This is a genomic window from Clostridium sp. CS001 (assembly GCF_020443565.1).
Classification (GTDB): domain Bacteria; phylum Bacillota; class Clostridia; order Clostridiales; family Clostridiaceae; genus Clostridium_AD.
The window spans coordinates 1-12,818 of the sequence record NZ_JAIZZN010000005.1 but is presented as its reverse complement, the minus strand read 5'-3'; the positions used below and the strand labels follow the sequence as shown (position 1 = coordinate 12,818).

Annotated in this window: 13 protein-coding genes and 1 riboswitch; all 13 genes read left to right on the top strand. The window is 32.1% G+C overall.

Features of this window, described 5'->3' with window-relative positions:
• The first annotated feature begins 102 nt into the window (after window positions 1-102).
• The 13 genes from LGK97_RS04940 to LGK97_RS04880 all read left to right on the top strand — a co-directional run bounded on the left by LGK97_RS04940 (window position 103) and on the right by LGK97_RS04880 (window position 12,597).
• Window positions 103-570 (top strand): response regulator, encoded by a 468-nt coding sequence (locus LGK97_RS04940; protein WP_226258644.1) that lies wholly within the window; start codon window positions 103-105, stop codon window positions 568-570.
• 303 nt (window positions 571-873) lie between these two features.
• Window positions 874-2,901 (top strand): urocanate hydratase, encoded by a 2,028-nt coding sequence (locus tag LGK97_RS04935; RefSeq protein WP_226258643.1) that lies wholly within the window; start codon window positions 874-876, stop codon window positions 2,899-2,901.
• A gap of 225 nt (window positions 2,902-3,126) precedes the next feature.
• Window positions 3,127-4,227: a hypothetical protein gene (locus tag LGK97_RS04930; RefSeq protein WP_226258642.1), complete on the top strand. Its 1,101-nt coding sequence runs from the start codon at window positions 3,127-3,129 to the stop codon at window positions 4,225-4,227.
• Window positions 4,228-4,355: 128 nt separating this feature from the next.
• A complete protein-coding gene (locus LGK97_RS04925; RefSeq protein WP_226258641.1) occupies window positions 4,356-4,754 on the top strand; it encodes a hypothetical protein in 399 nt (132 codons plus the stop codon).
• 69 nt (window positions 4,755-4,823) lie between these two features.
• Window positions 4,824-5,693, top strand: coding sequence for a formate/nitrite transporter family protein (locus tag LGK97_RS04920; protein ID WP_226258640.1), 870 nt, complete (start codon window positions 4,824-4,826; stop codon window positions 5,691-5,693).
• A 30-nt stretch (window positions 5,694-5,723) separates the two neighbouring features.
• Window positions 5,724-5,975, top strand: coding sequence for a cysteine-rich small domain-containing protein (locus tag LGK97_RS04915; RefSeq protein WP_226258639.1), 252 nt, complete (start codon window positions 5,724-5,726; stop codon window positions 5,973-5,975).
• Between the two features lie 194 nt (window positions 5,976-6,169).
• Window positions 6,170-6,781: a TetR/AcrR family transcriptional regulator gene (locus LGK97_RS04910; protein ID WP_226258638.1), complete on the top strand. Its 612-nt coding sequence runs from the start codon at window positions 6,170-6,172 to the stop codon at window positions 6,779-6,781.
• A gap of 59 nt (window positions 6,782-6,840) precedes the next feature.
• The gene (locus LGK97_RS04905; protein ID WP_226258637.1) at window positions 6,841-7,677 is read left to right on the top strand and encodes a GNAT family N-acetyltransferase; all 837 of its coding nucleotides are present in this window, start codon (window positions 6,841-6,843) and stop codon (window positions 7,675-7,677) included.
• Window positions 7,678-7,811: 134 nt separating this feature from the next.
• Window positions 7,812-8,705 carry a GNAT family N-acetyltransferase gene (locus LGK97_RS04900; protein WP_226258636.1) on the top strand — a complete coding sequence of 298 codons (894 nt, stop codon included), beginning with the start codon at window positions 7,812-7,814 and terminating at the stop codon, window positions 8,703-8,705.
• Between the two features lie 138 nt (window positions 8,706-8,843).
• Entirely contained in the window at window positions 8,844-9,461 is a 618-nt protein-coding gene (locus tag LGK97_RS04895; protein WP_226258635.1) for a hypothetical protein, read from the top strand.
• Window positions 9,462-9,479: 18 nt separating this feature from the next.
• Entirely contained in the window at window positions 9,480-10,898 is a 1,419-nt protein-coding gene (locus LGK97_RS04890; protein WP_226258634.1) for a flotillin family protein, read from the top strand.
• 139 nt (window positions 10,899-11,037) lie between these two features.
• Window positions 11,038-11,218: riboswitch (Lysine riboswitch) on the top strand.
• Window positions 11,219-11,365: 147 nt separating this feature from the next.
• Complete coding sequence (locus LGK97_RS04885) at window positions 11,366-11,746, top strand: hotdog domain-containing protein (RefSeq protein ID WP_226258633.1); 381 nt, start codon at window positions 11,366-11,368, stop codon at window positions 11,744-11,746.
• A 32-nt stretch (window positions 11,747-11,778) separates the two neighbouring features.
• The gene (locus LGK97_RS04880; RefSeq protein WP_226258632.1) at window positions 11,779-12,597 is read left to right on the top strand and encodes a 3-keto-5-aminohexanoate cleavage protein; all 819 of its coding nucleotides are present in this window, start codon (window positions 11,779-11,781) and stop codon (window positions 12,595-12,597) included.
• Window positions 12,598-12,818: the final 221 nt, after the last annotated feature.

The following is a 12,818-nucleotide window of genomic DNA, read 5'->3' as shown; positions in this document are numbered from 1 at the left end:
ATTTTATAATTTGAATAAAATTACAAGACTTTAATTTATTTGATGAAGTCAATAATCAGAATGAGAAATATTATATAAAAATATTGGGATAGGAGAAAATATATGTACAGAGTGCTCCTGGTTAATGATTGTAAATTTGAAAATTTTATTATGAGGGACATGCTTATAAGTTTAGGGTATGAGGTTATAATAAGTAATGAATTTGATGCAGTTAGTGATGCAAGAGAGTTAAACTGTAATGTTATTATAGCCAATTTTATTATGAAAGGACAAACAGGTGATGAGATATTACAACAGGTGAAACATGGAAAGCCTGAGATAAGGTGCATTTTATCCTCAAATAATGATTTGAAACTGGAGGACTTTAATAAGAAAATCATATATGCAGTTATACGTACTCCGGCAACTAAAGAAAAGTTAAAGAGGTCTATCGAAGAAAATGGTCAATTATTGGACAAGCAGAAAAATCAAGTTAAACCATCATTCTGCACTTATTGTGGAGAGCAATCAGATGAGGGCGAGTCGAAAGCAAGATTTTGTAAGTACTGCGGAGAAAAATATATATTTTAGTTGATGAGTATATAAGTAATTAAAGGATGGTAATAATTATTAATTGTTACCCCTTTTAATGATTATGTACTCATTGTTTATTTTCGGGGATATGCATTAATGTAGCATAATGAAGTATTAACGTGTAAACAATATTTGATGGCGCTTAATACTGAAAAATTGAAGGAGTATAAGAATGAACGCAGAATATATAAAATATACAGAAAATAAGATCAATAATATGTTATTAGTTTTTTATTAAAAATAATAATATCTTTAATGTTTATCTAATATAATAGCATTAACACACAGGAGGCCAGAAATATGATTAATAATTTTGATATTGAACAAGCTATGACAATTAAAATAAGCGATGAATTGCCAAACATGCCTGAGTTTGTACCGGGAATAAGAAGAGCGCCAGATAGAGGGTTTACACTTTCAAAGCAGCAGGCAGAGCTTGCTCTTAAAAATGCACTAAGGTATATTCCAGAGAAACATCATGAGAAGCTAGCACCAGAGTTTATGGAGGAATTAACTACAAAAGGAAGGATATATGGGTACCGATTTAAACCAGAAGGAAGGATTTATGGGAAACCTATAGATGAATATAAAGGTAATTGTTTAGAAGGAAAAGCATTTCAGGTAATGATTGATAATAATCTAGATTCAGAGATAGCACTATATCCTTATGAATTAGTCACTTATGGTGAGACAGGACAAGTATGCCAGAATTGGATGCAGTATGCACTTATAAAAAAATACTTAGAAAATTTAACGGAAAATCAAACTCTTGTATTAGAATCTGGGCATCCGCTTGGACTTTTCAAATCATCTCCAACATCACCAAGAGTTATTATAACTAATGGACTTATGATAGGAATGTTTGATAATACAAAGGATTGGCATGTAGCCACTCAACTTGGAGTAGCAAATTATGGTCAAATGACAGCAGGAGGATGGATGTACATAGGACCGCAAGGGATAGTTCACGGTACCTTTAATACATTACTTAATGCAGGAAGATTAAAACTTGGAATACCGGATGATGGAGACTTAAAAGGTAGAACATTTATAACTTCTGGACTTGGTGGAATGAGTGGAGCTCAACCTAAGGCTATTGAAATTGCAAATGGAGTTGGAATCATAGCAGAAGTTGATTATTCAAGAATTAAAACAAGGCTTGATCAAGGCTGGGTAAACATTGCGTCAGATAACCTGCAGGAGATATTTAAAATTGTAGCAGAAAAGGTAGCAAAACAAGAAAGCATATCAATTGCTTATCATGGGAATATAGTAGATCTACTTCAATATGTAGCAGATAACAATATAAAAATAGATTTATTATCAGATCAGACCTCTTGTCATGCACCTTATGAAGGAGGATATGCACCACAAGGAGTTACCTTTGAGGAAAGAACAAGGTTATTAAAAGAAGATAGAGAAAAGTTTAGACAATTGGTTGATAAAACACTAGTAAACCACTTCGAATTAATTAAGGTGTTAGTAGAACGTGGAACATATTTCTTTGATTACGGGAATTCCTTCATGAAAGCTGTTTATGATGCAGGTGCTACAGAAATATCTAAGAATGGTATAGATGAGAAAGATGGATTTATATTCCCATCTTATGTAGAAGATATAATGGGACCAATGCTCTTTGATTATGGCTATGGGCCTTTTAGATGGGTGTGCTTAAGTGGAGATCATGATGATTTAATAAAAACGGACAAGGCTGCTATGGGATGTATTGACCCTACAAGGCGTGGGCAAGATAGAGATAATTATATTTGGATAAGAGATGCAGAAAAGAATAAACTAGTAGTGGGAACTGAGGCTAGAATACTTTATCAAGATACCCAAGGAAGAATAGATATTGCACTAAAGTTTAATGAAATGGTACGCTTAGGAGAAGTAGGCCCTATAATGCTAGGACGTGACCATCATGATGTAAGTGGAACGGATTCTCCATTTAGAGAAACTTCTAATATAAAAGATGGTAGTAATGTAATGGCGGACATGGCAGTTCAATGTTTTGCAGGAAATGCTGCCAGAGGCATGAGTTTAATTGCTCTTCATAATGGTGGAGGCGTAGGCATAGGAAAATCTATAAATGGTGGTTTTGGACTTGTGCTTGATGGTAGTGAGAGAATAGATAATATCATAAAATCTTCAATGGCTTGGGATGTTATGGGTGGAGTTGCTAGACGTGCTTGGGCTAGAAATCCACACTCAATAGAAACAAGCATGGATTACAACAAGAAAAATGCTAATGTGGATCATATTACATTGCCATACTTAACAGATGAAAAGATTATTTCTAAAGTAATAGACGAAGTTTTTAATAAATAAAAGAAGCTTTTAATAAATAGAATAAGATTAAAGAAAAAAGGCATTAGAGGGCTACACTCATGCCTTTTTTCTTTATACTTATAGATGTATTATTAACATTTATAAAATTACTATAGAATACATAACTTAGTAGTTGATACGCTAATATAAGTGGAGTATAATAATCTAGGTTTCCATGATTTTAAATAAAAATTATTCTTAAAAGTTTAAATGAGGAGTAAGATTATGAATATTCATAATAAGAGAGTTAAGAGATTTTTCAAGCTATTTATTGTATTTTTATGTTTACCTTTAAGCATATTTGCACTAGTAGCTTGTTCAGATAAAATTAATAAAGGTTCAATTGAGAATAAACCAGATTCAAATGTCACAGATACTAAAGTTAAAGAAGAAGAAATTATAGTAGATAAAAAACCAACAAAAATAGCCTTTGAGAAGAATAATAATATTTATCTTTACGATGAGATAAAAAATCAAATTAAATCCTTAGGTGATGATTTAAAATCAAAGGACTTATTAATGGTTTCTCCAGATAAAACTAAAATAGCATTTAGATACTTTAATGAGGGAAAAGCAATATATCCCCCACATGTAATTATTTATGATATTTCAAGTGAGAATTTAACAGATATTGTAATAGAAAATAAAAACACACAGCAAGTTGTTGAGCTGGAATGGGTAGACAATGAAAATATTTTGATTTCTGGACATATTAATCCATCTGCATCTGGGTATGCAGTATATAATATAAAAAGTAAAGTAGAATTATTAGAATGTGTAGGAACTGTAAGAGATGTTAATTTAAGTAGAAAAGAGATTCTTTATAGTAATACGCCTCATATATTTCCAGCACCTAAGGCTAACTTATACATTAATGATAATAAAGTTTATGAAGCTAGTAATGACGAGGAAGAAATATTCGATGGAGCTATATCTAAAGATGGTAAGATTCTTGCTTTTAGGAGTTGGGTGCCAAGTACAGAAAGTATAAATGGCGAAGTAAGTGCTTATCTTATGGTAGCTAAAATAAATGATGATGGTAAGGAAATAAGCGATTTAAAGAAAATAATCATAAGTGGAGATACAACTGGAGATATAAAGTTTGATATTCACAATAATGTAAGCATTGTAGGGGATGAATTTATATATAAGCTAAAAGACGATAAACTTGATAAGAAGCAAAATACATTGCCAAAACAGCCAGAGCCTTCTGCAGAGCAACTTATAAAGTTTAAGCAGCTTTTAGCAAAACAATTTCCAGAGGATTTTATTGTGGATGAAAGCTTATTAGAAGATATAGGAGTATCTAATGTTGTAGCATTTTAGTTTTTTAAATTAAAATGCAAATTATTTAATGTATTTTATATATGATGAATGAAATATTGTTACAAAAGTTTAAAGATTTGGTATAATAACCTTAAGAACTTTGAAAAAAATATGGAAGAAGGGTTATTATGAAAAAGAAAAATGAGTATAGGCAAAAAAACACAAAGGTACCTAAAAAGAGCATCGCAAAATCTATAGGTAACAAATTAGCTGCATTATTAGGAGTTATTATTCCAATAGCCGCACTGATAGCATATTCTATGGATAGAAACTTTTTTTCTATTACAATAATTATTTCGATATTTATTCTAATTATAAGCATTGCTGCTTATGTAAAGGGTGAAGTTCTATATACTCATCCTAAGGTAGTGCATCATGTTAATATGCCAATTAATAAAAATGAAGTGCATAAAAAACATAACACAAACTTTTCTTTTTCACTAAATAAAGGAACAGTCCAAGTAGTATTTTCAATAATGATAATTATTGTATGTGCTCTTATAGGACAGCTTATAAATAAGATATAAATAGGTTATAAATAAAATTTAAATAAAATACAAATAAGTTGAAACTTACAAAAGGAGAATAGACGTCGTATGAGTGAAGAAAAATATTTAATCCCTTCTGAAATTGCAAAGTATACTATAAATGCTGGTGTGAAAAAGACAAAACTTACTGCCTTGAATATGTTTATATTAGGGGTTTTAGCTGGGGCATTTATAGCATTTGCATCAGAAGGTTCGAATATGGCAGCATATAACTTGCTTGCAAAGCCTGAAACCTATGGGCTTGGCAAGGCTATGGCTGGAGCAATTTTTGGAACGGGACTTATGCTGGTTTTAGTTGCAGGTGGAGAACTCTTTACAGGGAATACCATGATTATAGCTGGGGTTCTTGATAAAAAAGTTACACTAAAAGCAATGTTTAAAAATTGGTTTTTTGTCTACATTGGTAATTTTGTAGGATCTGTATTTATTGCATATATGATGAAGAACTCAGGGCTATTTGGAAGTAGTGCGTCTTTACTGGGGGGCATGACCATAAAAATAGCAAGCTATAAAGTTGGATTAACATTTGTGCAGGCTTTTTACTTAGGGATAATGTGTAATTGGCTTGTGTGCTTGGCGGTATGGATGAGTTACGGTGCAAAAGATATGATAGGAAAATTGTTTGCAGTCTTTTTCCCTATATGGTTATTCATTACCTCAGGATTTGAACACAGCGTGGCCAACATGTATTATATACCAGCAGGAATAATGGCAAAAGGAACAAAAGCCTATGCAGATGCTGCACTTACACTAGGTGTAACACCAGAAAAACTGCTGCACCTTAATTGGGGAAGTTTTATAACTAATAATCTAATTCCTGTAACACTTGGAAATATCATTGGTGGAGGTATTTTCGTAGGAGCAGTTTACTGGTTTGTTTACATTAAAGCAACACCAAAAGAGCTTGATAATAAATAATAAATGTTAATATCAAAGGAGAGATAAAACATGGATAATAATTATAAGTTTTTCAGGAATAAAGATTGTGAATATTTTCCTTGTCATGAAGTGAAAAATGATGAAAACTTTAATTGCCTGTTTTGCTATTGTGCACTATACTTTCTTGAAGACTGTGGAGGAAATAAAAAAGATTTTAACGGTATTAAGGATTGTTCGGCATGTATGATTCCACATTCTGAAAAGGGATATGACTATATTGTAAATAAGATAATGGAAGTAAATAAAACAAAAAGAAAATAAATTTCATGTTCATTATAGGTTAATATCGTAGTGGTAAGCCATCAAAATGCTGATAAGGTATTTTGATGGCTTTTGTGCTATTTATTTGGCAAGTGGCGTGTGGAGGATTTCAGTAAAAAGGCATTGAAACCTTAATATAAAAGTAGTATAATCTAGAAAGAGACCAGTGGTCGTTTTTATTGTAGGAGGTTATTATGCCGAAGCTAAGTGAAGAAAAATGGAAAGCTAAAAAGGATGAAATTATGGAGGTAGCCTTTGAATTGTTTTTTTTGAAGGGTTATTCCTCTGTTTCAGTTAATGACATCATTAAAGAAGCAAAGATTAGCAAAGGAGGATTTTATACTTACTTTAAAAGTAAACAAGAAGTGTTTGTAGCTATAGTAAAAAGATCAGACGAGAAAAAAATGAATATAAATAAACAATTATCTAAGGATATTACAGCAACTGAAAAAATAAGTTCCTATATTTATGCAAGATTGAGTAGTTTTTTAGATGAAGAGAATAGAAAATGGGCAAAGTTTGCTAGTGAGTTTTGGTCTTCGGTTAATGGAGACGAAGAACTTACAAGTATGGCTAATGAAAGATTTAATACATTCTTTAGTGACATTGAAGCTATACTTCAAAGAGGTATAGAAGCGGGTGAGTTTTCTAGTTTAATAGATATAAATTCCTTTATTTATTTAATGATGTCAACTATTGATGGAGTTGCTTTTATGGCTTCTGTGATGAAACAACCGCTTACAGAAGAAAAAATAGGAGTTTCTATAGATGTATTAGTAAATTATTTAACTACATTTCAAGGATAAGGTAGTTAGCCTTAAGAATTGATGGTAAATAAATATTTAGGTTTTAAAAGGAGGAAAAAATGATAACTTATAAGTGTTGTGCTGATGTGGATAAAGAAGTAGTTTTTCATGCATTTTGTGATGGGTTTTCTGATTATATAATTAAACTTGAGACAACGGAAAGTCCTTTTTTTGAAAGGTTTTTTGGCGCAGAAGGAAATAGCTTAGAACACTCTTTTATTGCAATTGAGGAAGGTAGGGGGGTTGGACTTATTTTGGGCGGTATAAGAGACTTCGATGGAATAAGAACCATGCGTTGTGGTACAATGTGTGTATCACCACTCCATAGAAAAAAAGGAATTGCAGCCCAGTTATTAAAACTGCATAAGAATATTGCAATAGAGAAAGAATGCAAACAATTATTCTTAGAGGTTATTACATCTAATGATGTTGCTATTAGTTTTTATGAGGCTAATGGATATTTTAAAGTATATGATATAGCTTATTATTCCACTGAAAAGGTAGACTTTTTTTATGGCGAAAGAACAGAGCTTATAGAAGAAATAAGTATTGAAGAGTTAAGGTTGTTTAGAAATGCCTTTTGTGAGCTTCATATTAATTGGCAAAATGAAATAGATTATATTACTCAAACTCAGGCAAAAATTTTTGGGTTTAAAGATAGTAATAAGTTAGTTGGTGCAATTAGTATAAATAAAGGAGCTATCCAATTTTTAGGTGTGGGGAAAGAATACAGAAGAAAAGGTATTGCTAAAGCGCTTATTAAAAAGTGTGTAGATATGAAAGAATCTAAGATAAGGGTCTCTTTTTCTAATAACAGTAGTTTGGAATTATATCTTAGAAAGATGAAGTTCACAAGAGAGCCAATAGCACAATATGAAATGTATTGCAATTTATAGTATTTTAAGTGTATTTAAGAAGCAAAGCTTAGAAAATTTAAATTTTCCAAGCTTTGCTTCTTAAATTAACAGTATAGCGGATAGTTTCTGCTTTCTATTTATTAAAAAAATTATTTATACGAGGTGATGGTTTAATGGAGGTAAAGCAATTTAACGTAATATCTAGTCAGAGAAAAAAGGAATTATATAATTTCATCAAAAGTGTAGATTTAAATTATAACAAAACTTATGTAGAAATGATTAGAACATATGAAAGCGATATTTTTAATGATGGTAATAATATTTTAATATTAATAGATGACGATGAAATAAAAGGAAGTATGGCTGTAATAACTAGGGAAATTAGTATCAAAGAAGAGGTGTTTATTACTGACATTTTTATTGCAAATGAAAACTTAGAAAGAAACCTATGTTTTTTGATAGAAAGAGTAATTGTTGAATGTAATGATTACGGTGCTAGGAGTATAAAGGTTGGTTTTCGTAAAGATGAAACACACCTTATACCGTGTATTAATAAGTTAAAGTTCAATCATATTTATGATGCAGTAGTTATGAGATATGCAGGGGATAAGGATACAATTTCAAAATCAAATAACCATGTAGAGCTTGTAGCCCTTTCTATTTTAAATTCAAAAGAGTATATGAATATTCAAAATGAAGCTTTTAAAGATAGCCCTAATGGCGGAACTATTGATGAGTTTGAAGTAATGGATTATATAATTAGATATGCTAACAATGAAGATTTGATTGGGGTATGTTTTTCTGAAAATAAACCCTGCGGTGTATATGAACTTTCTATAAATGGGAATATAGGATGGATTGATACTATAGGCATTACGTCTAAACATCAGAAAAAAGGACTAGGAAATGCATTACTTATGAAATGTATAAAAAAACTCTATGAAAAAGAACTAGAGGAAATTAAGCTTTTAGTAATTACTTCTAACAAGGTTGCAGTTAAGCTATATGAAGAAAATGGATTTGAACAGGAAGCAGTATTTTCTTATTGGTTTGAAAAAAACATTTAAAAGTATATCATATCTGTGGGGAAGTATAAATAGAATATTAAGAAAATATAACTGTAAAATCAAGATTATTATGTGTATAATTGTAATTAGGGTATTTGATATGAAGTTGTAAATATTAAAAAAGAAAGAGGGTGTAATATGTCACAGTGGTGGGGTGGTATTGGGGATTTCGAAAAGATATTTTGGGTTTTTGCATTTCCATCCACTGCAGTATTTATTTTGCAGGTGATTATGACATTTGTTGGTCTAGGAGATCACGGAGATACACTAGATTCAATGGAGGAAATGCCACAGGAGTTAACTGACGTAGATATGGGTGATAGTGCAGGAGAGTTTTTAGATTTTAAGTACAAGTTTAAGTTAGTTACTATAAGGAGTGTAATAACATTCTTTACAGTGTTTTCATGGACTGGAATTGTGGCAACCACGTCAGGTATAGGAGATATAGCTACAGTCATTATAGCGTTGGGCTTAGGATTTATAATGATGGTTATAGTATCGTATATTTACTACTTTTTAACTAAGTTTGTAGAGGATGGGACTATGGACACGATGAATGCATTAAACAAAGAGGGTCTAGTTTATCTAAGTATTCCAAGAAGAAGAGAAGGGAATGGAAAAGTAGAAGTTGTGGTTCAGGGGGCATTAAGATTACTTGATGCAGTAACAGATGGCGAGGTCATACCTACAGGAAGTAAAGTAGCGGTTATAGGTATTACTGAAAATCAGATTTTGCTGGTGGAAAAAATAGAATAAATATTAGGGGGAAATTTTATGCCAACAGATACTTATGGAATAATCCTATCAAGCATTATTGCTTTAGCTATCTTCATAACAGTAGTTGCAGTATTTGCAAGATACAAGAAATGTCCTTCGGACAAGATCCTTGTTATATATGGTAAAACAGGAAAAGGAAAAGATGGGGAATCTAGATCAGCGAGATGTATACATGGTGGAGCAGCATTCATATGGCCAGTAATACAAAGTTATAAATTTTTAGATTTAACACCAATATCTATAGAAGTTAATCTAACAAATGCACTTAGTAAGCAAAACATAAGAGTTGATGTACCTTCTAGATTTACAGTAGGTATTTCTACAGAAACGACAGTTATGCCCAATGCAGCAGAAAGACTGTTAGGACTGCCTATGAGGGAAATTCAAGAATTGGCTAAGGACATAATATTTGGACAATTGAGACTTGTTGTTGCTACCATGGACATTGAAGAAATAAACTCTGATAGAGATAAGTTTCTATTGAATGTTTCACAAAATGTAGAAAATGAGCTTAAAAAGATAGGTCTAAAGCTTATCAACGTTAATGTCACTGATATTAGAGATGAATCTGGATATATTGAAGCTCTTGGTAAAGAAGCAGCAGCTAAAGCTATCAATGATGCTAAGAAAACAGTGGCTGAAAAGAATAGAGATGGTGCCATAGGTGAGGCTAATGCGAAACAAGAGGAAAGAGTTAGAGTGTCAGAAGCTAATGCTAAGGCAATAGAAGGTGAAAACTTAGCGAAGATAACTGTTGCTAATTCTGATGCTGAAAAAATGGAAAGAGAAGCAGAAGCTAATAGAAGATCAAATGCATCACAAAAGGTTCAAGCGGCTAAAGCTCTTGAAGAGTCGTATGTTGCAGAAGAATTGGCAGAGAAAGCTCGTGCTGATAGGGAAAGAGCTACAAAAGAAGCAGACGTAATAGTTCATGCCGAAATCGAAAAGAGAAAAGTAGAAATTGATGCAGAAGCAAAAGCTGAAACAATAAGAAGAATAGCCAAAGGTGAAGCAGATGCCATATTATCTAAGATGGAAGCTGAAGCTAAAGGGAACATGGAGATATTAAGCAAGCAGGCAGAAGGTTTCCAAAAGCTTGTTGAAGCATCAGGCAATAGTGCAGAAAATGCAGTAATGCTTATGATGACTGAAAAAATTGAGCAACTTGTTAAATTGCAAGTTGAAGCTATTAAAAACATCAAAATTGATAAGATTACTGTGTGGGATACAATGGGGGGAAATGGAAATGGAACGCCAACTACAGCTAACTTTTTATCAGGAATGTTAAAATCTGTGCCACCACTAGAAGATGTATTTAAAACAGCAGGAATGGAGCTTCCTAAATATCTTAAAGGGAATTTTGAAAAACAAAACAAAACTGAAACTCAATCAGAAACGGTGATATTAGAAGAATAAGGGATTTATTCTTGAAAGAAGACATAATTGTATAGTGAATAATAATATTTTTTAATTTTCTCAAAAATCTATTGCTTTTGAATTATTTACGGATTATAATTAAGTCGTAATTGAAAAAATAAATAAAATTTAATAATTTCACATAGATAGAGGTGCGAGTAAAGAGGTAATTTTTGAGTGCTAAGGATATGAACATCCAATATCAAAAATGAAGGATTTGTTCGCCGAAAGAGTATTTTAGTTCTTTGAAATATTCTTGGGGATAAGAAGTAGTATTTTTATCACTGTCATAAAGATTTTTATGGAGAGCTATTTATGTAATGAAAAGGAAATTTTTCATTGCATTAATAGTTTGTGTATTTCTGTTAATTAGTGCGCTGAAAAATTCAGCGTACTTTTTTTGTTCTTAAATAAAAGAGCAGAGGTGTGCAAGCCAGATAACTATAATAAAAGAGGAGGAGTATAAAATGAAATCTTTAATTAGATTAAGAATGAGTGCCCATGATGCACATTATGGTGGAAACTTAGTGGATGGTGCAAGAATGCTTCAATTATTTGGGGATGTAGCTACAGAACTTTTAATTTTAAATGATGGTGATGAAGGATTATTCAAAGCATATGATGCTGTAGAATTTTTAGCGCCTGTTTATGCAGGAGACTTCATAGAAGCTGTTGGAGAAATAGTGAATGTAGGTAATTCATCAAGAAAGATGACTTTTGAGGCAAGAAAAGTTATAGTACCAAGACCAGACATAAATGATTCAGCATGTGATCTGTTGGAGCAGCCAATAGTAGTTTGCAGAGCAAGCGGAACGTGTGTAGTTCCAAAAGATAAACAAAGAAAATAATATGTAAAGTATATGTTTAAGGGGGTCGTAACATGGAAAAGTTAATAATTACTGCAGCTATATGCGGAGCAGAAGTTACAAAAGAACATAATCCAAACGTGCCTTATACTATTGAGGAAATTGCAATAGAAGCTGAAAAAGCATATAAAGCAGGAGCAAGTATTATTCATCTACATGTAAGAAAAGATGATGGAACACCTACTCAAGACAGGGAAAGATTTAAAGCTTGTATGGAAGCTATTAAAGAAAGATGCCCAGATGCAATTGTTCAACCGTCAACAGGTGGAGCAGTTGGAATGAGTAACGCAGAAAGGTTACAACCCGTTGACCTTAAGCCTGAAATGGCAACTTTGGATGCAGGGACATGTAATTTTGGTGGAGATGATGTTTTCGTAAACACTGAAAACACTATTAAAGAATTTGGCCAAAAGATGATTGAACTAGGAGTAAAGCCAGAAATTGAAGTTTTTGATAAGGGCATGATAGACATGGCTATAAGACTACAAAAGAAAGGTTTTATAAAGACACCAATGCATTTTAATTTTGTAATGGGTGTAAATGGCGGGATTACTGCCACTCCAAGGGATTTAGTATTCATGGAAGGAAGTATACCTGCGGGAAGTACTTTCACTGTATCAGGTATTGGTAGAAGCGAATTTCAAATGGCAGCTATGGCAATTGTTATGGGTGGTCATGTAAGAGTTGGATTTGAAGATAACGTGTACATTGAAAAAGGTATACCAGCTAAATCAAATGCAGAACTTGTAGAAAGAGTAGTTAGAATTGCAAAAGAGCTTGGAAGACCAATTGCTACTCCAAAAGAAACAAGAGAAATATTGGGTTTACTATAAGACAGCGATTAATAATTTTAATATCCCCTAAGGTAGAGTAGTCACGGAAACTAATATGAAAAACTTGAGTTTCTATAAAGTAATTATAGTGTCCTAGGTTTTATGCTCGGAGAGCAGTTGGGGAGAAAAATAGGCATAGCAAACAAGCCTACATGATGCAGAAATTTTCAGAAGAAATATTCAATTGTTAAAAAGCTACTGTAATAAATTTAAAATACTGA

Excerpts from the sequence above, each read along its gene's own strand:
- LGK97_RS04935 (WP_226258643.1), top strand. The coding sequence starts at position 874 with ATGATTAATAATTTTGATATTGAACAAGCTATGACAATTAAAATAAGC.
- LGK97_RS04890 (WP_226258634.1), top strand. The coding sequence starts at position 9,480 with ATGCCAACAGATACTTATGGAATAATCCTATCAAGCATTATTGCTTTA.
- LGK97_RS04880 (WP_226258632.1), top strand. The coding sequence starts at position 11,779 with ATGGAAAAGTTAATAATTACTGCAGCTATATGCGGAGCAGAAGTTACA.
- LGK97_RS04905 (WP_226258637.1), top strand. The coding sequence starts at position 6,841 with ATGATAACTTATAAGTGTTGTGCTGATGTGGATAAAGAAGTAGTTTTT.
- LGK97_RS04925 (WP_226258641.1), top strand. The coding sequence starts at position 4,356 with ATGAAAAAGAAAAATGAGTATAGGCAAAAAAACACAAAGGTACCTAAA.
- LGK97_RS04900 (WP_226258636.1), top strand. The coding sequence starts at position 7,812 with ATGGAGGTAAAGCAATTTAACGTAATATCTAGTCAGAGAAAAAAGGAA.
- LGK97_RS04930 (WP_226258642.1), top strand. The coding sequence starts at position 3,127 with ATGAATATTCATAATAAGAGAGTTAAGAGATTTTTCAAGCTATTTATT.
- LGK97_RS04920 (WP_226258640.1), top strand. The coding sequence starts at position 4,824 with ATGAGTGAAGAAAAATATTTAATCCCTTCTGAAATTGCAAAGTATACT.
- LGK97_RS04940 (WP_226258644.1), top strand. The coding sequence starts at position 103 with ATGTACAGAGTGCTCCTGGTTAATGATTGTAAATTTGAAAATTTTATT.
- LGK97_RS04895 (WP_226258635.1), top strand. The coding sequence starts at position 8,844 with ATGTCACAGTGGTGGGGTGGTATTGGGGATTTCGAAAAGATATTTTGG.
- LGK97_RS04885 (WP_226258633.1), top strand. The coding sequence starts at position 11,366 with ATGAAATCTTTAATTAGATTAAGAATGAGTGCCCATGATGCACATTAT.
- LGK97_RS04915 (WP_226258639.1), top strand. The coding sequence starts at position 5,724 with ATGGATAATAATTATAAGTTTTTCAGGAATAAAGATTGTGAATATTTT.
- LGK97_RS04910 (WP_226258638.1), top strand. The coding sequence starts at position 6,170 with ATGCCGAAGCTAAGTGAAGAAAAATGGAAAGCTAAAAAGGATGAAATT.